Raw genomic sequence first — 22,110 nt, 5'->3', positions numbered from 1 at the left:
GAAGGACACCATCATGACTCTCCTGCAACTGCCCACCCTCCGCCCGAGGAAGCCATCGAAGCCGACAAAGACGGCCGACACGAACACCGTCGCAGACGCGGGCCCCGGCCCCGGCCCCGGTGCCGAGCCGATCGTGCTGTCCGCCGAATCGGTCGAGATCATCGGCCGAGAACTCGACACCATCCGTGACCGCGTGGTGGCCGACCTCGGCACAGCCGACCGCGACTACATCCTGCGGATCGTCCGGACGCAGCGCCGGCTCGAGCTGGCCGGCCGCGCCCTGATGTTCTTCGGCTTCCTGCCGCCGGCCTGGCTGGCCGGGGTCGCGGCGCTCAGTGCGTCCAAGATCCTGGACAACATGGAGATCGGACACAACGTCATGCACGGCCAGTACGACTGGATGCACGACGACATGCTGCACTCGTCAAGCTTCGAGTGGGACAACGTGTGCCCGTCCGACCAGTGGCGCCACTCGCACAATTACCTGCACCACACGTACACCAACATTCTCGACCTGGACCGCGACATCGGCTACGGCCTGCTGCGGATGGAGTACGAGCAGCCGTGGAACCCGCTGCGTCTGGGAAACCCGGCGTACGCGTTCGCGCTGATGATGTTGTTCGAGTGGGGCGTCATGGCGCACGACCTGGAGTACGAGAACGTACTCAAGGGCAAGCGGAAGTGGTCCGACGTCAAGGGCGTCGTGGCCGGGTGGTGGCGAAAAGTACGCGGGCAGGTGGCCAAGGACTACATCGTGCACCCGGCGCTCACCGGTCCGCTGTTCCCGCTGACGTTCGCCGGCAACCTCACCGCCAACGTGGTGCGCAACATCTGGACCTTCTCGGTGATCTTCTGCGGCCACTTCCCGTCCGGCGCCCAGGTGTTCACGCAGGAAGAGACCGCCAACGAGACTCGCGGAGAGTGGTATGTCCGACAGATGCTGGGCTCGGCCAACATCTCCGGCAGCCCCCTCATGCACCTTGCGACCGGCAATCTGTCGCACCAGATCGAGCACCACCTGTTCCCCGATCTGCCGGCGCACCGCTACCCCGAGATCGCCGACGAGGTCCGTCGAATCTGCACCGAACACGGACTGCCGTACAACACCGGCCCACTGTGGAAGCAGATCGGGAACGTGTGGGCCAAAATGTTCCGCCTGGCGCTGCCGCTGCCCCCGACGCCGGCCGACGCCCCTGCAGTGCTCATCGAGCGCACGAAGGCTCCCTCTGCCGCCTGAGCGGCGGGTACCGTCGTGGGCATCACCGATGAGGGGAACCATCCATGAATGACTTCGAACGCAACAAGGACCAGGTCCAGGCGGGGGTCCAGGCGGGCGCGTCACTGGTGGGTCGGATCGCCGTCATCATCACCGACGCGATCGGCTCGATCGCCAGGGAACTCGGAGACTTCGTCACCGAGGGCATCGAGATGCGCGAGGCGGCCGCACTCTCCCGACGCGCCGAGAAAACCGAGACGACGGACGGCCGGCCGATCGACGTCGATGACGACGACGAGGACGGCGAGGACGGCGACCTGCCTGGGTAACCGCCCCACCGGGGAGTCACTGGCGACCCTCGACGTGGCCGGTGCGCAGTGGCGCCGGCCACGGTGGCAGGATCGTCGACCGTGACGATCATCGCCGCAGCGGACGGCTCCGCCCTGGGAAATCCCGGCCCCGCCGGATGGGCCTGGTACATCGACGACTCGACGTGGCGCTGCGGCGGCTGGAAACGCGGCACCAACAACCAGGGCGAACTCACCGCCGTCCTGGATCTATTGCGTCAGACGGCTCACGTCCCAGAGCCACTTCACATCCTGTGCGACTCGCAGTACGTCATCAATTCCATCACCAAGTGGATGGCAGGCTGGAAGCGCAAAGGCTGGAAGAAGGCCGACGGCAAGCCCGTGCTCAACGTCGAGGTGATGCAGGCCCTCGATGAGGCTATGAAGGGCCGCGAGGTCACGTTCGAATGGGTCAAGGGCCACGCAGGCCACGAACTCAACGAGAAGGCCGACGACCTGGCGAACGGCGCGGCCAAGGCTCACTCCTCCAGGCAAGAACCGGAGGCCGGCCCGGGGTACCCGGGCGCGCAGGCCGTCGGCGCGGGTGACGACCCTGCATCCCCGCCCGCCGCGGGAGGGGACCCCACAGCGGGAGGCGCTGCCCGCTCGTCGGCTGCGACGAGCGGGAAAAAAACGACGAGCTCAGCCTCAGCCGACGAGCCCGACTTGTTCTCGCTGGACGGGCAGGCTTCGACCGGCCCCGCGGACCCCGGGGCCGGTGCCCCGCCTGCCGGCCCCGCAATCGAGGACCTCGTCGTCGACCTCGAACGGTCCCTCCTCACGGAGGAGGTGCGCGGGGACCGCAAGAAACTCACGCGCCTGCTCGATGTGAGGTGGAGGCAGGTCGACCCCGCTGGCCGGACCTGGACGCGACGCGAAATCGGGGACGCCGGTGAATCCCTCGCGGCTGTCGAACTCGAGGTGCTGGAGACCCGGCGCCTGTCCGACGACGTCGTGCTGCTGCTGTGGCGCGAGTCCGGCCCGGGCGGGGTGACGTCACTTCGAAGTTCGATCTGGCAGCGAACCGGCGACGACTGGAAGCAGATATATCAGCAGGGCACTCGCGAAGCCTGAGCCGACGCCCGGCTCCAGACTCCGCCCCCCTCCCCCGTCCCAGCCAAAGCCCCTGGCCCCCCGCAGCCCCAGTGCCACTGGCATACGCGCGCAACTCCTGCAGCCGCGCATGAAAATTCGTGAGCGTGTGCAGGAGTTGCGCGCGGTTGCGGGTGCGGTGGCGCTGGGCTCAGCCGCGGCCGGGTGAAGTGGCGCTGAGCTCAGCCGCGGCGGGGTGCGGTGAATCCGACCGCCGAGTACACCTGCGACAAGACCGGGCCAGCAACCGCACGGGCGCGGTCAGCTCCGTCGGCGAGGATCCGCTCGAGCTCACCGCGGTCGGCCATGAACTCATCGAACTTCGTGCGTAGCGGGGTGACAAACGCCTCGAGCGCATCGGCCGTGTCGGCCTTGAGCGCGCCGTAGCCGGCACCTGCGGTCTGGTAGTCGTCCACGATGTCGTCCACGGACCGGCCAGTGAACGACGACTGGATTACCAGCAGGTTGGACACCCCCGGCTTCATCTCGCGGTCGTAGCGGATGGTTCCATCGGAGTCGGTGACAGCGCTGCGGATCCGCTTGGCGGAGACCTTAGGGTCGTCGAGCAGGTTGACGATGCCCTTGGGGTTGTCCCCGGATTTGCTCATCTTGGCGGTGGGGTCCTGCAGGTCGTAGATCTTGGCCGAGCCCTCGAGGATCTTGCCCTCAGGCACCACGAAGGTCTTCTTGTAGCGGGAGTTGAACCGCATCGCGAGGTCGCGAGTGAGCTCGAGGTGCTGACGCTGGTCCTCGCCCACCGGCACGAGGTGCGGGCGGTAGAGCAGGATGTCAGCGGCCATGAGGACCGGGTAGGTGAACAGGCCGACGGTCGTGCCGTCGGTGCCCTGCTTGGCGGCCTTGTCCTTGAACTGGGTCATCCGGGCGGCCTCGCCGTATCCGGTGATGCAGCCCAGCACCCACGCCAACTCCGCGTGTTCGGGCACGTGTGACTGCACGAACAGCACCGACCGGGCCGGGTCGACGCCCAGGGCGAGCAGCTGCGCGCACCCGCGGAAGACGCGCTCGCGCAGTTCCTTGGGGTCCTGCTTCACCGTGATCGCGTGCAGGTCCGGGATGAAGTAGTAGGCGTCGTAGTCGTCCTGCAATTCCACCCACTGCCGGACCGCGCCCAGGTAGTTTCCGAGGTGGTACGAATCGGCGGTGGGCTGAATACCGGATAGGACGCGCTGGCGCTTGGCCGGCGCCTGCGCCTCGGTCGGCCCTGTCGCCGGCGTGGGAGCTGCGGAGGAGAACTGCTCAGACATGGCGCCCATCATCCCACGGCCATGTGGGACCGCTTCGTACCCACCCGTGCAACTCTTCCGAGACGATTCGTCATAGCGCAACTGGCCGCCGCGCCTTGGAGTCGCCTTCAGGCAGCCCAAGCACCAGAGAAGTAAATGCCATAACCCGCCAGCCACCGTCCTGGACCAAGGCCGAACTTCAACTTCTCATTGGCTGAGCACCCACAGATAGAAGACCCTATCCCAGCGATTAAAACCCTATGCTGCGTTACCACGCCTCACCACGACAAAAAGGGGACAGATGTCATACTCCGCCCAGCCCACTCAAGAGTCCGGCGCCCAATTTGCGAGCGATGCGGGTTGGATTCGAGCTGCTGTCGAACTTGAAGGACGGATCATCGGCCAGATGGCCAAATTCGCCGCTGTTGGCACGGTGGTCTTCGTAGGATTTTCGATTTTGGCCACCCTTTCCGCCTACAGTAGCGAATTTTCGCCATACCTAATTACATCGCTGGACTCCTCGACCGCAATGGGCGCAATGGCGGTCTTGCTCACCTCGTCAACACTGCTTGCCACTATCGCCTTCTCTCTAGCAGCACGCATTCGAGATAACCGAGACCAAGAATTGGCATATCTTGCTACGCCAGTCAGTTCAGCTGCGATTTTTATTGGCCTAATTACGCCGCCCATTTCACTGGCTACGATTTTTTCATCCACACCCCACGGAATTAATATTCCTATTACCGCACTTTGCCTCGTATCGGCGGGGTTCATATGCTTGATGTGCTCGTTAACCACTGAGCTTCTCTATCTTGGACCCGAACACTATCGAGCCCGTGCAACTTTTGCCAGTAAGGCTAAAGAGGAGCAGCGTCGACAAGCTGCCCAGCAGGTCTTACCCGCCTTTTCCACACCAACTCGAGCTACTCCAGGATTTACAATGTCTCTACTAGCCGGGATGTGCGTTACCGCGGGGGCTTCAATATGGTTTGCCGGATTGCTTTTCGGCTCCTCGCCGTGGCATTCAACGCTCGGACTGGGCGCTCTAACTACCATAACTTTGGCACTGTCCCTGTCCGCAACTTACTTTGGACAGGTCGAACTGCGACGTGGCAGCCTGGTAAATTCGTTTCTTATTTTCCTCACAGCTGGAGTCTGGTTCATCTCGCTAACATTGGCATCTCTAGACTCCCAGTCTCCGCGTCTCCAAGTAGCTGTCGGCTGTATCGGCGTCTTTTCAGCCATAGTGCCGTTAATTCTTTTCAGCGAACCTGCCGCCCGCGTCAGATGGCTCAGCGCCATATCGCTTCGTCGAGCGGTGGCAACGAGACTGCACCGCGATGCGGAAAGGATGACAAATCAGCCGCATAACAATTCGGAAAGCCAGTCGTCTCACTTGCTCAGCTGGTATCAGCGCATCACCGGAACACAGCAACACGATCACACGGCTAGCTGAATTCGGGTGGGAACCCACCCGTGGCGACCGGTCCCCAGTCTTCGATAGTCACGCGGATGAGGCATTTGCCCTGGCGCACCATCGCCGCCCGGTACTCATCCCAATCGTCGTGCTCACCGGCGACGCTGCGGAAGTACTCAACGAGCGGCTCCACGGCCTCTGGCAGGTCGACGATCTCGGCGGTGCCGTCCAAGTGGACGTACGGACCGTCGAAATCGTCCGAGAGCACGCACACGCTCACGGCGGGGTCGCGGCGGATGTTGATCACCTTCGCCCGCTGCGGGTAGGTGGCCACGACGAGACGGCCCTCCGCGTCGACGCCGCAGGTCACCGGCGAGGACTGCAAGCCGCCTGACGATCGGCGCGTGATGAGGACGGCACGGTGACGGGGGCGCAGGAAGTCGTCGAGCCCGGCTCGATCAGGGCGTTCGGCGGTTGCATACTTCGGCATGGTGCCGACACTACGGACCCGTTCCCCACGAAGCATCCGCGATTGCGGCCCCGAACGGTGTGGCCGTTCTCCTCGTCGTCGCTACTCGTAGACTACGGTCACCGGCGCGTGGTCGGACCACCGCATGTCGTAGGCGCTCGCGCGGTCCACCCAGTCGCTCACCGCGCGGTCAACCAGGCCGTCGGTGACCACGTGATAGTCGATGCGCCAGCCCGCGTCGTTGTCGAACGCCTTGCCGCGCTGGCTCCACCACGAGTACGGGCCGATCTCGTCGGGCCGACGGTGACGCACGATGTCGGTCCAGCCGCTGCCGTCAGCGAACACGTCGGTCATCCACTCACGCTCGTGCGGCAGGAAGCCGGAACTCTTGTGGTTGCCCTTGTGGTTCTTCAGGTCCTCTTCGCGATGAGCGATGTTCCAGTCGCCGCAGATGACCATTTCGTGACTGCCGCGGCCGCGCAGATGCTCGGCCCGCTCGGCGAGGAACTCGCGGAAGGTCGTCAAGAACCGGTCCTTCTCGTCCTGCTTGGGCGTGTTCGCCGAACCCGACGGCAGGTAGAGGCTGGCCACGGTGACGGTCTCCCCGTCCTTCGCGCCCGGGTAAGTGGCCTCGATGTAGCGGCCGGACTCGGCGAACTCCGGCTCGTCATAGCCGACACGAACGTCGGCCGGCTCGGCGCGGGACAGCAGCGCGACCCCGGCCCGGCCCTTGAGCTCGGATGGCGCCCCCACCAGATGCCACCCCGCCTCGAGAGCGGGCTCCAGGGCCTTCCGCGTCTGGTCCTCGTCGGCGCGCACCTCCTGTAGCGCTACGACGTCCGCGCCGCTGGCCTCCAGCCAGGGCAGGAACCCGAGGTTGGTCTCCGAACGCTGCTTGACGGCGGCGCGGATCCCGTTGACGTTGACGGTGGAAACGGTGAGAGTCACGCCGCCCAGGGTAGCCGCAGCGATCGTTCGAGGATGACGAGCGCAAATCGGTCATCAGGCGAAGAAGAAGGCAACTGCACTGTCGTAACGCGGTGATCTATTGGCGCCATGACTGACTCTCAGGACCTCGATGAGACATCGACCCCCACTCATGCTGTCACCGCCACCATCCGGCTGATCCCGAACAGGTCCAGGCATCTGCCCGAATACACCCTTTGTGTCTCAGGGAGCGGGTTTCGTTGTCTACCCCGCTTCGCCCTTCGGTGACTCGTTAAACCGTGATACCAACTGCTCCTCATAGAACCGCTTGAAAATCTGATCGCGGCAGTTGTACGGCTCGCCCCGGCGTGCCGCATCAATGCTGACACGAATGTCCTCGCTGGTGCCCGTGCCCTCGGCCATCGCGTCCATAGCCCACGCGCGCTCCAGGATGCCGGGGGTCAGCGTCTGGATTGATTCGCACGCGTCGTCACGCATTGTCTGTTCCCACGCTTGTTGCTGTTGATCGAGGGACAGCGCGGGTTCGCTCGAGCATCCGGTCATGACAAGCAGTGCCGCGAGTGGGGCGATCACAGAGCGCATGGCTTATTGGTAGCAGTCAGGGCATGCCCTCGGGCACCATCCGGGCAAACCTGCCGGTCAGCTCACCACGGCCGCACCGCGAGCAGTCTCGCCGCGACCGCCCCGCCGCCGCGTTCACGAGTACCCCTCCGAGCCACAGAACCACCCGGCGCCGGGATCGGCGCAGGCTGGGACGAGGCCACCGCCACGGCACTCGGGATTCTCGTAGCGTATGCGCAAGCGGTCGGACGGCTCAGTCCCGTCGACGCTCTCGCGTGGACCGTCACAAGCAACGGAGACTCGGACCAGGGGCCTCCGGTGCGATCTCGATAGACGGAAGCCCGGAGTTCCCACCTGACCTGTCCGGCCGGTTCTACCCGACCGGATGAGGCGCGGATCGAATGAGGCGCGGATTGATGGACGACCGAGCCTATGGATGCTTCACTTCGATCATGAACTGGGTGGATAGGGTCGCTGTTTCTCTTCTTGCCTATTGCGCAGTGCTCGCGCTCATCGCGACGGGGTTGGTGGCCGCCCCTGCCGCGCGAGCCCGGTCGCTGGACGGGTCGGTCGCCAGCGTCGCCGGCTCCACGCCCTCGGCAGACTCCTCATTTCCGCCGGTGCCTCCGACAGGCCGTCTCGCCGAGCCGCTCACGTACGTGGCGATGGGCGACTCGTTCACCTCGACCGGGTCGATCGTCGGGATGGACCCCATGACGTTCGGCTCGTTCGGCGGCGACACCTGCTTCCGCTCCGCTGACAACTACCCGAGCCGGATACGCGAGGCGACCAACTGGACTGTCACCGATGTCTCCTGCCGTGGGCTCAAGGTGCCGCTGACCTACACCAGCCGCGCCGAGTACGGTCCGCCCCAGATCAACGCGCTGCACCCCGGTGTCGACCTCGTTTCACTGCAGGTTGGCGGGAACGACACCGACGTGCTGCGACTAGCTGAACTGTGCGTCCTCAGCGCCGACTGCAGCCACCTCGAGGGTGAATGGGCGGCTAAGGTTCCGAAGGTGGCGCCCGGGCTGCGCCAACTCCTCCGCGATATCCGTGCCCGGGCCCCGCGCGCTCGGATCATGCTCGTCGGATACCTCCAGCCGTTCCACCTCGTCCCCTGCGTGGACATCGCGCCCTACAGCGCCGCCAACCAGAACTTCGGGCGCCGACACATCGATCGACTTAACGCGATGCTGCGCGACGTGGCCCGTGCGGAAGGCGTGGAAATCGTCGCCGACCGCACGCCGCCGGGCCACAGTGCCTGCGACCCCGACCGGTGGACCTCGTTTCTCGGGGTCGACGCCGGCGCAGTTCCGCTGCACCCCACCCACGCCGGGCACCTCGCGACTGCGCGCATGATCCTCGACCGCGTGTGAACTCGCGGCGGACTTCGTCCTAATTCGCCTGCGGTGCGGCCTTCCCCCGCCGCGCAGCCAACACCGCCGGGACCAGCACCGCGAGACCCACAAGCGCCAGCGTCGCCCCTGCCAGCGCCGGCGAGGTGTAGCCGAACCCGAGCGCGATCACCACTCCCCCGATCCACGCCCCGAGCGCGTTGGCGGCGTTGAGTGCCGAGTGATTGAGCGCGGCGGCCAGAGTCTGCCCGCGACCGGCGTGGCGCATGAGACGAGATTGCAGCCCGGGCACGAGCGCAGACCCGGTGGCACCGACGAGGAACAGCCCAATCACGGCGGAGACTGGGTGGTGCGCGGCGATGGCGAACAGGGCCAGGATCGCGGTCATCACGGTCGTGATGATTACCAGGCCGCGGTCGAGATCCCGGTCGGCGACGATGCCGCCCACCACGTTGCCCACGACCATCCCGAGCCCGTAGACGGCGAGCACCCCGGGCATCCAGGAGCGGTCGATCCCGGCAACGTCGACCATCGTCCACTGGATGTAGGTGTAGACGGCGAACATCCCGCCGAACCCGATCGCGGCCACGGCCAGTGTGGCGAGGACCTGAGGCCGGGCGAGCGCGGCCAGCTCCTCGCGCGCCCTGACCACCACGCCGCCGGTAGGTTCGGGGACGACGACGAGGATCGCCACCACGGTCGCTGCGCCGATCACTCCGACAGCGAGGAACGCCGACGGCCAGCCCAATGACTCGCCGAGCCAGGTGGCCACCGGCACGCCGATCACGTTGGCCACCGACAGACCGAGCAGCACCTGGGCCACCGCACGCGCCTGTCTGCCGGGTCCGGCGAGGGAGGCCGCCACCAGCGACGCGACTCCGAAATAGGCCCCGTGTGGGATGCCGGCGATGAAGCGCGCAACGATCAGCGCTTCGACCGTGGGGGCGAAAGCTGCCGCTGTGTTGCCGATCGTGAACAGCACCATGAGGATCACGAGCAGGGTGCGTCGTCGCCAGCGGGAGGTCCACACGGTCAGCAGCGGAGCGCCCACCACCACGCCCAGGGCGTAGGCCGAGATGATGTGGCCGGCCTGTGGTTCGGTGATGTCGAAGCCGTCAGCGATCAGCCGCAGCAGACCCATTGCCGCGAACTCGGTGACGCCGATGCCGAACCCGCCGAGCGACAACGCGAGGATCGCGAGGCGGACGCGAGCGGTCGACTGCCGGGCCGTGGCACTGGTGGCCGCATTGGCGGGGGGCTGGGACACCGCAGCAGGTTACGCCGAGCCGAGCGGCCAGGTGGCGATCAGCCCGCGCCGGGGGCAGTGCGCATCAGACGTCGGCCACCGTAGACCAGCGCGAACGTAGTGATGTACATGACGATGCTGTACACGGCGGCCGCGAGACCGACCTCTTCACTGCCGATGACGGTGAACGCGATGAGGAGCGAGAGCGTGGTGTTCTTGACGCCGAACTCCGCTGCGATGGCGATCTGCTCCGCGCGGCCAAGCCTGCAGATCCAGGCCAACAGGCCGCCGACCACGATCACGGCCACGTTGAGGGCGACAACCGCCGGGCCCACGGACACGATGAGGTCGACGATGCGGTCCCGCTCCCCGAGCGCGACGCCGATGATCAGGAGAACCAGCACAACGAGACCCACGACGCCGACGAACCGCTCGATGCGGTCGGATAGCGCCGGCTTCCGGGCTCGCAGGACCATGCCGACGACGACGGGGATCAGGATGACGCCGAGCAGGAGCCCGAAGGTCTGAGCGAGAGGCACCGACACCTCAAAGGCGTCGGCACCGGGGATGATGCGGGCCCCGAGGTCGAACCACAGCGGCAGAGTGAAGATCACCGCCACCGAGGCGATGGCGGTGAGGATGATCGACAGCGCGACGTTGCCGCGGGCCAGATAGGTGATGAGGTTCGACGTCGCGCCGCCGGGCGAGGCTGCCACAAGTACCACGCCGAGAGCCAGTAATGGGGCGAGGTCGAACGCCACCGCCACGCCGACGCCCACGAGCGGTACCAGCACCAACTGGCCGACGAGGCCGACGACACTCGCCCGGGGAGATCTCGCCTGGACCGCGAAGTCTTCCTTGGTCAGGCTCAGCCCGATGCCCACCATGATGATCGCCAGCGCGACGGGCAGGCCGATGTCGATCAGAGGACTCTGGTCCACCTGGGGCTCCTGGGGATCGTGGGACGTTGGAGGACAGCCCCTGATGTGACACGGGCCATTGCTCGGGGACGATATCCCACGTCAAGCGACTGCGGTCGCCGCTCGCCGCTCGCCGGTCGCCGCTCGCCGGTCGCCGCTCGGCGGGTCGGGGCAGGCGCCCGCGCGCTCGATCCGGCTGGGGGTCAGGCGCGCGTCCGCTTGAGGTTCTCGTCCAGGGCAGCGAGGAATTCCTCGGTCGTGAGGTAATCCTGGTCCTCGCCGATCAACAGCGCGAGGTCCTTGGTCATCTTTCCCTCCTCGACGGTCTTGATGACGACGTCCTCGAGTTGATGCGCGAACTCGATGACCTGGGGGGTGTTGTCGAGCTTGCCGCGGTGCTCGATGCCGCGAGTCCACGCGAAGATCGAGGCGATCGGGTTGGTGGAGGTCGGCTTGCCCTCCTGATGCTGGCGGAAGTGGCGCGTGACGGTGCCGTGGGCGGCTTCGGCCTCGCATGTCTTCCCGTCCGGGGTGAGCAGGACGGAGGTCATGAGGCCGAGGGAACCGAAGCCCTGGGCCACTGTGTCGGACTGGACATCGCCGTCGTAGTTCTTGCAGGCCCAGACGTACCCGCCCTCCCATTTAAGGGCGGAGGCCACCATGTCGTCGATCAGCCGGTGCTCGTAGGTCAGTCCGGCCTCGTCGAATTCGGCCTTGAACTCACGGTCGAAGACGTCCTGGAAGATGTCCTTGAATGCGCCGTCGTAGGCCGTGAGGATGGTGTTCTTGGTGGACAGATACACCGGGTAGTCGTGCTGTAGCCCGTAATTGAACGAGGCTCGCGCGAAGTCCTGGATGGACGTGGTGAAGTTGTACATCCCCATCACCACACCACCCTCCTCGGGCAGGGTGACTATCTCGTGCTCGATCGGCTCTGACCCGTCGGCCGGGGTGTAGGTGATGGTGACCTTGCCTGCGCCGGGGGCCACGAAGTCGGCGGCGCGGTACTGGTCGCCGAAAGCGTGCCGACCGACGATAATCGGCTTGGTCCAGCCCGGCACCAGGCGCGGGACGTTGGAGATGATGATCGGGGCGCGGAAGATCGTCCCTCCGAGGATGTTGCGGATGGTGCCGTTCGGGGAGGTGTACATCCGCTTGAGACCGAACTCCTCGACGCGGGCCTCGTCCGGAGTGATGGTGGCGCATTTGACACCCACGCCGTGCTTCTTGATGGCGTTGGCCGCGTCGACGGTGATCTGGTCATCGGTGGCATCGCGACTGGAGATGCCGAGGTCGTAATATTCGAGGTCCACGTCCAAGTAGGGATGGATCAGTTCGTCCTTGATGAACTTCCAGAGGATGCGGGTCATCTCGTCACCGTCGAGTTCAACGATGGAACCCTCGACCTTGATCTTCGACATAAGTCCCTCTTCCCCCGCCCAGTCTTCGTAAAGCGGAGGATTTGCCGCGTCCCCGCACCAGTCAGATCGCGTCACATCGTGATGCGGGTCTCACCCTACTGGCACGACCGGGCCCGGGGTGCGCGGTGCGCGAGAAACCCCTCGTTGCAGCGGCGGAGCGTCTTAGGCTAGCCTGACCCACAGGTCATGAGTGCCAGCGACAAGCCCCGGCTCGCTGGACGGCAACCCTCCACCGCGGTGGGGTGCCCCGGGAGACGACCTGGCCACCGCCCGACCGGGTGAGTGGCAAGCGCGGGTCCGCTGTCGAAAAGCGGGCGGACCCTTCTGACGAGAGGAGGGGCTCCGCCCCTATGACCTACGACAACAGCAATCCGGACTGGGCCTTCGAGACCCGTCAGATTCATGCAGGACAGCCGGTCGACTCCGACACCGGCGCTCGGAATCTGCCGATCTACCAGACCACTTCGTACGTGTTCGCCGATGCCGAACAGGCCGCGAACCGCTTCGCCCTGTCCGAGATGGGCCCCATCTACACGCGTATCACCAACCCCACCGTCGCCGCGGTCGAAGCGCGTATCGCCTCCCTCGAGGGCGGCGTGGCCGCGACGATGTTCGCGTCGGGCCAGGCCGCCGAGACCGCCGCGATCCAGTCCATTCTCCAGGCCGGTGGGCACGTCGTGGCCTCCCCCCGTCTATACGGCGGCACCGATGCCCTGCTGCGTCACACGCTGCCCAAGTACGGCATCGAGACCACCTTCGTCGAGAACCCGGACGATCCGGAGTCGTGGCAGGCCGCCGTCCGTCCGAACACCCGCGCGTTCTATGCCGAGACGATCTCCAATCCGCTCAACGACGTCCTGGACATCCCGGCAATCGCCGAAGTCGCCCACCGGAACCAGGCGCCACTCATCGTGGACAACACCACCGCCACGCCGTACCTGGTCCGTCCGCTGGAGCTCGGCGCCGACGTCGTCGTCATCTCCGCCACCAAGTACCTCGGCGGTCACGGCTCGTCTCTTGCCGGCGTCCTGGTCGACGGCGGGTCCTTCGACTGGCGCGCACAGCGCGACGGCGAGGACCTCTACCCGTCCTTCACCACCCCGGACCCCGCCTACCACGGCGTCGTCTACGCCGACCTGGGCGCACCGGCGCTGGCCCTCAAGTCCCGCGTCACCCTGCTGCGTGACACCGGCGCCGCACTGAGCCCGTTCAACGCGTGGGCCATCGCCCAGGGCATCGACACGCTGAGCTTGCGGGTCGAGCGGCACGTGGCCAACGCCCAGCGGATCGCCGAGTGGCTCGAGTCACGCGATGAGGTGGCCACCGTCAACTACGCCGGCTTGCCTTCCTCGCCGTGGCACGAGAACCAGAAGAAGATTTCCCCCAAGGGCGCGGGCGCGATCGTCACCTTTGAACTGAGCGCTCCCGAGGGCTCGTCCGACGAGGATCTCAAGAAGCGGGCCTGGGCGTTCATCGACGCACTCAAGCTGCACTCGTGCCTGGTCAACATCGGCGACGTGCGGTCGCTGGTGAGCCACCCGGCCACCACCACCCACTCGCAGGGCACCCCGGAGTCCAACGCGAAAGCCGGTGTGTCCGCCTCGAGCATCCGCCTGTCGGTGGGCATTGAGTCCGTCGACGACATCATCGGCGACCTCGAGCTCGGATTCGCCGCGATCTCCTGACCCGTTCCCATGGTCCGCTCCTCTGATCCGCTCGCACTGTTGCCCCCGGGTGACGGCACCCTCGGCCATGTCGCCATCGGCGACATCACCCTGGTCACCGGTGTCGTCATCCCGGGGGTGACGCTCGCAGTTCAACGGTGGGGACGGATCGACGCCGACCGGTCCAACGTCGTCCTGGTCGAGCACGCGCTCACCGGTGACTCCCACGTCGTGGGACCGGTCGATTCCCTGCACCCCACACCGGGATGGTGGAACGGGCTCGTCGGGCCCGGGCTCCCCCTGGACACCGACCACTACTGCGTGTTGGCGGTGAACGTCCTGGGGGGCTGCCGCGGATCCACCGGCCCGAGCTCGCTTCATCCCGACGGCCACTACTGGGGGGCCCGGTTCCCCGCCGTCTCGGTGCGCGACATGGTCGAGTCCGAGCGCATCCTGGCGGACCTGCTGGGCATCGACCGCTGGGCCGCCGTGATCGGCGGATCGATGGGCGGGGCCAGAACCTTGGAATGGATGGTCACCCACCCAGACCGCCTCGGTGCGGCGTGCGTGCTGGCCGTCGGCGCCCGCGCCTCCGCCGATCAGATAGGTATCCAGACCGCCCAGATCATGGCCGTGACCTCGGATCCGCACTGGCAGCAGGGTGGCTACCACGGCACGGGCCGCACGCCGGTAACCGGCCTGGGCATCGCCCGGCGTATCGCGCACCTGTCCTACCGCGGCGAGGTGGAACTCGACGAGCGCTTCGCCAACCGACCTCAGCCCGGAGAGGACCCTCGGGGGGAGGACCTGTCCATGTCGGGTCGCTTCGCCGTGCAGTCCTACCTCGATCACCAGGCGGGCAAGCTCGTCTCCCGCTTCGACGCATGCACGTACGTGCTGCTCACCGATGCTCTTAACCGCCACGACGTCGGCCTGGACCGTGGTGGCGTCGAGGAGGCATTGCGCTCCTGTCCGGTCCCGTGCGTGATTGGTGGCGTCACCAGCGACCGCCTGTATCCGCTACGTCAGCAGGAGGAGTTGGCGGAACTGCTTCCCGGCGCGGACCCGCTCGTCGTCATCGACAGCCCCTCCGGCCACGACGGCTTCCTCACTGAAGACCACGTGGTGGGACCGATGCTCGAGCGCACTCTCGAGCTCGCCGAACAGGGAACCTCCGAGAGAGCACGGGGACACGCGTGACCGACCACGACCGCACCCCACGCCCGGCCGTGATGGTCCTGGCCGGGCTCACAACGGGCTTCGGCGTCATCGGGATGGCGATCGGATTCGCCAGCCTGCTGGGGCTCACCGCCACCGCGACCGGTGGTCACGACACGGCGGGCTTCGGCGTGGCCGCCGCGACCGCCGCCTCATCGTTTGCGCTGGGTCTTCTGCTCGTCGTGGGGGCCGCGCTGCTGTGGCGCGCCCACCGCGGCGCACGCCTGGTGATCGGGTCGGCCGTGACCTTGCTGGCGCTCAGTTCATTGGCGCGAATCGTGATCGACCCCGTCACCTTCGTTTCTGTCGTCGGCACAGTGCTGTCTCTGGTCGCACTGACGGTGATGGGGTATCTCGTCGCCTCCGACGAGATCAGGGACCACATTCGTGACGGGGTGCCAATGCGGCTCCGGTGATCAGGCTCCCTCACCCGGTGCCGAGCGAGTCGATTGACGTGGCCAGCCACAGGATGACGACGCCGAGCCCCGCGTAGAAGGCCACGTCGAAACCCCTGCCACGGACCCCGAGGAGTCGCGCCCGCTCATCCGGCACCACCGCCCGAAGGACCGCCGCGGCCAGCGCCACCACACCCAGTAGGAACGCGCCGCGCCGCCACCGCTCGAGGATCACGAATCCCAGCGCGACCGCGACCCCCACCAGCACGAGCGCGAGCGGCCATTGCGCCCGCACCTGAGCCCATGTCAGGCGGGCGGGTCGGGTGCGGCGGGGCCGCGCATCCGTCGCCCGGTTCCGCGGTCGGTCGGGAGCGGGGTGGGTCATCGGCGACCTCAGTTGCCGGAGTCGAGGCGCTCGCAGCGCTCGACCACGTTGCTCAACAGGAATGCCCTGGTGAGCGGACCGACGCCGCCCGGGTTCGGCGAGACTGCGCCCGCGACCTCCCACACGTCGGGGTGGACATCGCCGGCGAGCTTGCCGTCGAGACGCGACACTCCCACGTCAAGTACCGCAGCCCCCGGCTTGACCATGTCGGCGGTGACCATGTGGGCGACGCCGGCCGCCGCCACGATCACGTCGGCCCGGCGCGTCTCCGCTGCCAGGTCCCGGGTCCCGGTGTGGCAGAGCGTGACGGTGGAATTCTCACTGCGGCGGGTGAGCATGAGCCCGATCGGACGACCGACCGTGACGCCGCGCCCGATCACCACCACGTGCGCGCCGTCGAGGTCGACACCGAACCGGCGCAGGAGGTGGATGCAGCCGTTGGGGGTGCACGGCAGCGGTGCCGGCTCGTTCAGCACGAGTTTGCCCAGGTTGACAGGGTGCAGCCCGTCGGCGTCCTTGTCTGGGTCGATCCGCCCCAGGATTGCGTTCTCGTCGAGATGTCGGGGCAGCGGCAACTGCACGATGTAGCCCGTGCAGGCGGGGTCGGCGTTGAGCTCGTCGATCACGGCCTCGAGCTCGGCCTGCGTGATGTCTGCAGGCAGGTCGCGCCGGATGGAGGAGATGCCGACCTGCTCGCAGTCGCGGTGCTTCATCTTCACGTAGGAGTGGCTGCCCGGGTCGTCCCCGACCAGGACTGTGCCCAGTCCCGGGGTGATGCCCTTGGCACGCAACGCGTCTACGCGTGTGGTGAGGTCGGCGACGATCTCGTCGCGGGTGAGCTTGCCGTCCAGCTTGATCGCGGTCACATGGACCAGTATCCCACTCCGCGGCGGGCACGTCGGCACGACGCTGCGAGACTATCCCCCATGACTGGTGCAGGTGTGCGAGTGCTGTTCGACCGTCCGTGCATCCCGCCCAATACGGGCAACGCCATCCGGATGGCCGCGGGCGCGGGCTGCGAGCTGCATCTCGCGGGCCCGCTCGGCTTCGATTTGTCGACGCCGCAGCTGCGGCGCGCGGGGCTGGACTACCACGACCTCGCACACGTGGAGGTCCACGAGAACCTGGAGGCGGCGTACGCGCGGCTCCTGCCCGCGCGGGTCTGGGCGTTCACCGCCGGAGCGGACCTGTCGCTCCCGCAGGTGAGCTTCTCCCCCGGTGATGTCCTGCTGTTCGGTCCCGAACCCACGGGACTGTCTGAGGAGGTGCTGTCCGACGTACGGGTCACGGCAAGGGTGCGCATCCCCATGCTGGCGGGCCGCCGTTCCATGAACTTGTCCAACGCGGCCGCGGTCGCCGTCTACGAGGCGTGGCGACAACACGGCTTCTCGGGGGCCCCGTAATTGGAATCGCCGCCGAGCCACGGTATATTTTTCGGCATGCCGAAACTAGCCTTTCGCTCGTGGCGAATCCTCGCATCCGCCCTGACCCTGCCACTCGTACTCTCGGCATGCGGCGTGGTCGACCCGAACTCCCCGGAGGACGATCGGCCCTTGGTGGCGACGACGTTCACGATCCTCGCGGACATCGCCAGCCGCATCGCCGGTGACCGTGCGGTGGTCGAGTCCATCACCCAGGTCGGCGCCGACATCCACCAGTACGAACCCACCACCGGTGACCTCAGGCGGGTTGCCGGCGCCGACCTTCTCATCTCCAACGGCCTCGGCGTCGACGACTGGCTGAGCCGCTTCTTCCAGTCCGGTGCCGCGTACGCGGTCGCTGCCGAGGGGGTCGACACGCTCCCGATCGTGTCCGGCGAGTACGTGGGCAAGCCCAATCCCCACGCCTGGATTTCGCCACGGGAGGGCAAGACCTACGTCCGCAACATCACCGCCGCGCTGACCGAGATGGACCCGGACGGCGCCGACGAGTTCGCCCGGCGGGCAGCGGAATACGACGCCGAGCTCGATGCTCTGCTGGCTCGGGCCGAGGAGTCCATCGCGTCGTTGCCCGCCAACCACCGCTCCCTGGTGACCTGTGAGGGCGCGTTCTCCTACCTCGCACGCGACGTCGGACTCGAGGAACACTTCCTCTGGGCCGTGAATACCGAGGCGCAGGGAACGCCTCAACAGGTGGCTGCGCTCATCGACGCCGTCGGTGACCAACAGATCCCGTCAGTGTTCTGCGAGTCCACTGTGTCTGACACCGCGATGCGACAGGTGGCGCGTACTACCGGCGCGAGGTTCGGCGGGACCCTCTACGTGGATTCGCTCTCGGAGCCCGACGGCGACGTCCCCACCTACCTCGCCCTACTGGAACACGACATCGATCTGATCACGAAGGGATTGACGCGCTCATGAGTGACCGAAAAGACTTCGCCGTCGACGTCTCCGACCTCACCGTCGACCGTGGCCAGGTCCGCGCTCTCGCTGACGTCTCGATCCAGGTCCCCACCGGGACGGTGACGGTTCTCCTCGGCCCCAACGGCTCCGGGAAGTCGACCCTCCTCCTAGCACTGCTCGGGCTGGTCAAACCGGTGACCGGACGCATCAGTGTGCTCGATCTCCCGGTTCGTGACGCGCTGCGGTCGGGCCGGGTCGCCACGGTGGGTCAGGCGGACGGCATCGACGAGGGGTTCCCTGTAACCGCCCGCGATGTGGTCATGCAGGGACGTCGACCGTTCATCGGCCCGTGGCGGAGGCCGGCCCGATCAGACCGTGACGCCGTCGACGCCGCGCTCGACCGGGTGGGACTCACTGATCTGGCCCGGCGTCGCATCGGTCAACTCTCCGGCGGACAACGCCGCCGGGTGTTGCTCGCGCGGTGCCTCGCCCAGGAAGCCGACCTGCTGCTGCTCGACGAGCCGTTCAACGGCATGGACGCTGGCAGTGAAGGCGTCTATCTGGACGTGCTCCGCGAACTCGCATCCCAGGGCCGCACTGCACTGGTGTCGACACATCACCTCGACACGGTCGATCGACTGGCGGATTCCGTCGCGCTGCTGGACGGCCGACTCGTCGCCCACGGGCCAGTTGCCGAAACCACCACACCGGAGATGCTTGCCACCCTGCTCGGCGCGCGACACCCCGACCACTCGGTGTCCGAGCCGACGAACGCACTGAATCGCTCTGACCAGTCCCACGAGGTGTTCACGTGATCGACTTCCTGCTCGAACCGATGGTGTACGACTTCATGCGGCGGGCGATGGTCGTGGTGATCGCCGCCAGCGTGGCTGGAGCGCTGCTCAGTTGCTGGCTCGTCCACATGGGCTGGGCGCTCATGGGGGATGCCGTCTCCCACGCCGTCCTGCCGGGCGTGGCCGTCGCCTCCATGGTGGGAATGCCGTTCGCCATCGGTGCCCTCCTGGCCTCGCTCATCGCCGTCGCACTGATCGGCGCCGTCCGCGCGGGCGGGACGGTCCGCGAGGATGCGGCGATGGGGATAGTGTTCACCGCGCTGTTCTCCGTGGGCCTCGTGCTCATCTCGCGATTCCCCAGCCAGCAGGACCTGCACACGATCCTGTTCGGCAGCCTGCTCGGGGTCGGTGATGAACAACTCGTGCAGGTCGTCATCGTCGCGTCCTTCACCGTGGTGGTCTTGCTGACGTTTCGGCGGGACCTCGTTCTCCTGGCATTCGACAAACTGCACGCCCACACCCTGGGTCTCCGAACCAAGGTGTTGACCGGTGTCCTGCTGGTCACCCTCGCAACCGCCACGGTCGCCGGCGTCCAGTCCGTGGGGGTGATCCTCGTGGTGGCGACTCTCATCATCCCGGGCGCCACCGCGCAGTTACTCACCAACACGATGCGCTCGCTGATGACCGTCTCAGTCGTGGTGGCCCTGATCGGCGGCATCACCGGTGTGTATGTCGCCTACTACGCTGACCTTCCTCCCGGTCCGATGGTCGTGATCGTCCAGGCGATCATCTTCACGGCGGCGCAGTTGTTCGCCCCTCAGCGGGGGATCGTGACGCGCGCCGTGACGGGCCGGAGAGCACGACGGGCTGGGACACTGGCTGTATGACCGACACTCCCGACGTGGGACTCGCAGATCTCACACCGACCATGCAGGCCTATCTCATGGCGGTGCACGCTCTCGGGGCTGGCGGGGATCCCGTCACCTCGAGTGCTCTGGCCGAGCGGTTGGGCGCGTCACCCTCGACGGTCACCGAAGGGGTCCGCAAATTGGTGGCGCAGGGGCTGGCGAAGCACCGGCCGTACGCGCCCGTGGAACTCACCGAAAACGGGCATCGGCTAGCCGTGGCAATGGTGCGCAGGCACCGGATCCTCGAGACCTTCCTTGCCAGCTGCCTGGACTACTCGTGGGACGAGGTGCACGCCGAGGCGGACATGCTCGAACACGTGGTTTCGGACCGGTTCGTCGATGCCCTTGACCTCTTTCTCGGCCATCCCCGTCGGGACCCCCACGGCGACCCCATCCCCACTCGTGAAGGCCAGGTAGACCCCCTCGGGGACATGCCGTTGGATCGGGTCGCCGAGGGAACCATCGGCATCGTCACCCGGGTGTCGGACCGCGACAATTCGGTGCTGCGGCACCTCGCTGAGATCGGGATGCGTCCCGACAGTCCCGTGGAGGTGATCTCTCGGCAGGTGGAACTGGGCATCATCACCGTCGCCCTGGACGGGCGATCGGTTCCGTTGGGCACGCCGGTCGCTGCGGCAGTGCGCGTCCGCGTCACCGGTGGCGGCGTCGACGACGACGAAGGCCGACCCGCCTCCCAGTGACTTTCCGGCCCTGCCCGCATGGGCCGGATTACCTCTCACGCCCCCTGCCAGGAGCGTCAGGCGGTCACAGCATCACGCCCGGGTTGAGGATCCCCTGCGGGTCGATCGCGGTTTTGATGCGCCGGGTCAACTCCATGACGTCGTCACCCAGCTGGCCCGGAAGCCACGGCGCTTTGAGTCGGCCGACACCGTGCTCGCCGGTGATGGTCCCGCCCATCGAGATCGCCAGTTCCATGACCTCACCAAATGCGAGTCTTGCGCGTTCGGCCCGTTCCGGGTCGTCGTCCTCCAACACGATGATGGGGTGTGTGTTGCCGTCGCCGGCGTGTGCGACCAGCGCGATCGGCACGTCGCGGCGGGCGGAAATCTCCTCGATCCCGGCGACAAGTCGGGGCAGCGCCGGCAGGGGGACTCCCACGTCCTCGAGCAGGAGCGTGCCGATCTTGCCGAGGCTGGTGAACGCGGCACGACGGGCGACCGTGAACTGTTCGCCCTCGTCGGGATCGTCGGTGGTGAACACCTCGGTAGCCCCGTGTGTGAGGAATGCCTCGGCCATGAACTCGGTCTCGGCGGCCCGGTCGGGTCCGGTGAGGTCCGACTGGGCGAGCAGCATCGCCCCAGCCGTGGTGTCCAGTCCCATCCGCAGGTCCGCCTCGACGGCACGGATGGTGACGGTGTCCATGAACTCGAGCATGGCTGGGCGGATCCGGCGTGTGATCGCCAATACCGCTTCGCTGCAGGCGACCACGTCGGGAAAGACGCCTACCACCGTGGACCGTGGTGGTTGCTGCGGGATCAGCCGGAGGATGATCTCGGTGACTATTCCCAGGGTCCCCTCGCTGCCGACGAACAGTTTCGTCAGACTCAGACCGGCGGTGTCCTTGAGGCGCGGTCCACCCAGACTGACGGTGGTGCCGTCGGCCAGCACAACCGTCAGGCCGAGGACATAATCGGTGGTCACGCCGTATTTCACGCAACACAGGCCCCCAGCATTTGTCGCGATGTTGCCGCCGATCGAACAGATCTCGTACGAGGAGGGATCCGGCGGATACCAGAGTCCGTGCTCGGCGGCGGCTTGCTTGACCTCGGAGTTGTAGAGCCCTGGCTGGACTGTCGCGGTGCGGGTGACGGGGTCGACGTCGATGTCGCGCATGAGTTCGGTGGACAACACGATCCCGCCTTCGACGGCCGTCGCACCGCCGGACAGTCCGGAGCCGGCGCCGCGGGGGACCACGGGTACGGCGTGAGTACTTGCCCAGCGCATCACTTCCTGAACGTCTTCGGTAGACCGCGCCCGTACGACCGCCAAGGGCATGCCGGGGGCGGGTGACTTGGCCCAGTCCTGGCGGTACCCCTCCACTACATCGGGATCGGTGAGCAGTTGCGAGAGTTCCAGGCGGGCACGCAGGTCATCCAGCGCGGCGACTGAATCGAATTCGCGGTCGGGGTGGGAAGCGCTCATAG

Annotated in this window: 23 protein-coding genes and 1 riboswitch; of the genes, 13 read left to right on the top strand and 10 right to left on the bottom strand. The window is 66.7% G+C overall.

Annotated features, from left to right (window positions below; genetic code table 11):
- The first annotated feature begins 13 nt into the window (after positions 1-13).
- From FQ137_RS12140 to FQ137_RS12130, 3 genes are all read left to right on the top strand, one after another.
- Positions 14-1,237, top strand: coding sequence for an acyl-CoA desaturase (locus FQ137_RS12140; RefSeq protein WP_149292896.1), 1,224 nt, complete (start codon positions 14-16; stop codon positions 1,235-1,237).
- 44 nt (positions 1,238-1,281) lie between these two features.
- A complete protein-coding gene (locus FQ137_RS12135; protein WP_255584222.1) occupies positions 1,282-1,545 on the top strand; it encodes a hypothetical protein in 264 nt (87 codons plus the stop codon).
- A gap of 81 nt (positions 1,546-1,626) precedes the next feature.
- A complete protein-coding gene (locus tag FQ137_RS12130; protein WP_149292895.1) occupies positions 1,627-2,637 on the top strand; it encodes a ribonuclease HI family protein in 1,011 nt (336 codons plus the stop codon).
- Positions 2,638-2,837: 200 nt separating this feature from the next.
- On the opposite strand, the gene trpS is transcribed toward FQ137_RS12130, so the two are convergent.
- The gene (gene trpS, locus FQ137_RS12125) at positions 2,838-3,920 is read right to left on the bottom strand and encodes a tryptophan--tRNA ligase (RefSeq protein ID WP_255584220.1); all 1,083 of its coding nucleotides are present in this window, start codon (positions 3,918-3,920) and stop codon (positions 2,838-2,840) included.
- A 280-nt stretch (positions 3,921-4,200) separates the two neighbouring features.
- Here trpS and FQ137_RS12120 point away from each other — a divergent pair, with 280 nt between their 5' ends.
- Entirely contained in the window at positions 4,201-5,355 is a 1,155-nt protein-coding gene (locus FQ137_RS12120) for a hypothetical protein (protein ID WP_149292893.1), read from the top strand.
- Here FQ137_RS12120 and FQ137_RS12115 read toward each other — a convergent pair.
- The 3 genes from FQ137_RS12115 to FQ137_RS12105 form a co-directional block, all read right to left on the bottom strand.
- Positions 5,348-5,806 carry a PPOX class F420-dependent oxidoreductase gene (locus FQ137_RS12115; RefSeq protein ID WP_149292892.1) on the bottom strand — a complete coding sequence of 153 codons (459 nt, stop codon included), beginning with the start codon at positions 5,804-5,806 and terminating at the stop codon, positions 5,348-5,350. The genes FQ137_RS12120 and FQ137_RS12115 overlap by 8 nt on opposite strands.
- An 81-nt stretch (positions 5,807-5,887) precedes the next feature.
- Positions 5,888-6,733 (bottom strand): exodeoxyribonuclease III, encoded by an 846-nt coding sequence (locus tag FQ137_RS12110; protein WP_149292891.1) that lies wholly within the window; start codon positions 6,731-6,733, stop codon positions 5,888-5,890.
- A gap of 243 nt (positions 6,734-6,976) precedes the next feature.
- Entirely contained in the window at positions 6,977-7,315 is a 339-nt protein-coding gene (locus FQ137_RS12105) for a hypothetical protein (protein WP_149292890.1), read from the bottom strand.
- A gap of 431 nt (positions 7,316-7,746) precedes the next feature.
- Here FQ137_RS12105 and FQ137_RS12100 point away from each other — a divergent pair, with 431 nt between their 5' ends.
- A complete protein-coding gene (locus FQ137_RS12100; protein WP_188065008.1) occupies positions 7,747-8,673 on the top strand; it encodes an SGNH/GDSL hydrolase family protein in 927 nt (308 codons plus the stop codon).
- A 19-nt stretch (positions 8,674-8,692) separates the two neighbouring features.
- Here FQ137_RS12100 and FQ137_RS12095 read toward each other — a convergent pair whose 3' ends face one another.
- The 3 genes from FQ137_RS12095 to FQ137_RS12085 form a co-directional block, all read right to left on the bottom strand.
- Positions 8,693-9,919 (bottom strand): MFS transporter, encoded by a 1,227-nt coding sequence (locus FQ137_RS12095; protein ID WP_149292888.1) that lies wholly within the window; start codon positions 9,917-9,919, stop codon positions 8,693-8,695.
- 38 nt (positions 9,920-9,957) lie between these two features.
- Positions 9,958-10,839: a bile acid:sodium symporter family protein gene (locus tag FQ137_RS12090; protein ID WP_149292887.1), complete on the bottom strand. Its 882-nt coding sequence runs from the start codon at positions 10,837-10,839 to the stop codon at positions 9,958-9,960.
- A 182-nt stretch (positions 10,840-11,021) separates the two neighbouring features.
- Positions 11,022-12,239, bottom strand: a complete 1,218-nt coding sequence (locus FQ137_RS12085) for an NADP-dependent isocitrate dehydrogenase (RefSeq protein WP_149292886.1) — start codon at positions 12,237-12,239, stop codon at positions 11,022-11,024.
- Positions 12,240-12,421: 182 nt separating this feature from the next.
- Positions 12,422-12,537: riboswitch (SAM riboswitch) on the top strand.
- A gap of 52 nt (positions 12,538-12,589) precedes the next feature.
- Between FQ137_RS12085 and FQ137_RS12080 the strand changes: the two genes are divergently transcribed.
- From FQ137_RS12080 to FQ137_RS12070, 3 genes are read left to right on the top strand one after another with little or no spacing between them, the layout of a single operon-like run.
- The gene (locus FQ137_RS12080; RefSeq protein WP_149292885.1) at positions 12,590-13,924 is read left to right on the top strand and encodes an O-acetylhomoserine aminocarboxypropyltransferase/cysteine synthase family protein; all 1,335 of its coding nucleotides are present in this window, start codon (positions 12,590-12,592) and stop codon (positions 13,922-13,924) included.
- Between the two features lie 9 nt (positions 13,925-13,933).
- Positions 13,934-15,103, top strand: coding sequence for a homoserine O-acetyltransferase (locus tag FQ137_RS12075; RefSeq protein ID WP_149292884.1), 1,170 nt, complete (start codon positions 13,934-13,936; stop codon positions 15,101-15,103).
- Entirely contained in the window at positions 15,100-15,537 is a 438-nt protein-coding gene (locus FQ137_RS12070; protein WP_149292883.1) for a hypothetical protein, read from the top strand. Before FQ137_RS12075 ends, FQ137_RS12070 begins: the two co-directional genes overlap by 4 nt.
- A gap of 10 nt (positions 15,538-15,547) precedes the next feature.
- Here the strand turns inward: FQ137_RS12070 and FQ137_RS12065 are convergent, their stop codons facing one another.
- Positions 15,548-15,901: a DUF3017 domain-containing protein gene (locus FQ137_RS12065; protein WP_149292882.1), complete on the bottom strand. Its 354-nt coding sequence runs from the start codon at positions 15,899-15,901 to the stop codon at positions 15,548-15,550.
- Between the two features lie 8 nt (positions 15,902-15,909).
- On the bottom strand, positions 15,910-16,767 hold the full coding sequence (locus tag FQ137_RS12060; protein WP_149292881.1) for a bifunctional methylenetetrahydrofolate dehydrogenase/methenyltetrahydrofolate cyclohydrolase: 858 nt from the start codon (positions 16,765-16,767) through the stop codon (positions 15,910-15,912).
- A 60-nt stretch (positions 16,768-16,827) separates the two neighbouring features.
- Between FQ137_RS12060 and FQ137_RS12055 the strand changes: the two genes are divergently transcribed.
- Genes FQ137_RS12055 through FQ137_RS12035 form a run of 5 tightly spaced genes read left to right on the top strand, consistent with a single transcriptional unit; the run spans position 16,828 to position 20,646 of the window.
- Positions 16,828-17,304: a tRNA (cytidine(34)-2'-O)-methyltransferase gene (locus FQ137_RS12055; protein ID WP_149292880.1), complete on the top strand. Its 477-nt coding sequence runs from the start codon at positions 16,828-16,830 to the stop codon at positions 17,302-17,304.
- Between the two features lie 36 nt (positions 17,305-17,340).
- Positions 17,341-18,261 (top strand): metal ABC transporter substrate-binding protein, encoded by a 921-nt coding sequence (locus tag FQ137_RS12050; RefSeq protein WP_149292879.1) that lies wholly within the window; start codon positions 17,341-17,343, stop codon positions 18,259-18,261.
- Entirely contained in the window at positions 18,258-19,058 is an 801-nt protein-coding gene (locus tag FQ137_RS12045; RefSeq protein ID WP_149292878.1) for a metal ABC transporter ATP-binding protein, read from the top strand. The genes FQ137_RS12050 and FQ137_RS12045 overlap by 4 nt, the downstream gene beginning before the upstream one ends.
- A complete protein-coding gene (locus FQ137_RS12040; protein ID WP_149292877.1) occupies positions 19,055-19,924 on the top strand; it encodes a metal ABC transporter permease in 870 nt (289 codons plus the stop codon). The genes FQ137_RS12045 and FQ137_RS12040 overlap by 4 nt, the downstream gene beginning before the upstream one ends.
- On the top strand, positions 19,921-20,646 hold the full coding sequence (locus FQ137_RS12035) for a metal-dependent transcriptional regulator (protein ID WP_149292876.1): 726 nt from the start codon (positions 19,921-19,923) through the stop codon (positions 20,644-20,646). Before FQ137_RS12040 ends, FQ137_RS12035 begins: the two co-directional genes overlap by 4 nt.
- A 64-nt stretch (positions 20,647-20,710) precedes the next feature.
- On the opposite strand, the gene FQ137_RS12030 is transcribed toward FQ137_RS12035, so the two are convergent.
- Positions 20,711-22,108 carry an FAD-binding oxidoreductase gene (locus tag FQ137_RS12030; protein WP_255584209.1) on the bottom strand — a complete coding sequence of 466 codons (1,398 nt, stop codon included), beginning with the start codon at positions 22,106-22,108 and terminating at the stop codon, positions 20,711-20,713.
- Positions 22,109-22,110 lie beyond the last annotated feature (2 nt).

It is taken from the genome of Dietzia sp. ANT_WB102 (assembly GCF_008369165.1).
Lineage (GTDB): Bacteria > Actinomycetota > Actinomycetes > Mycobacteriales > Mycobacteriaceae > Dietzia.
This window is presented reverse-complemented; position numbering and strand designations above follow the sequence as displayed.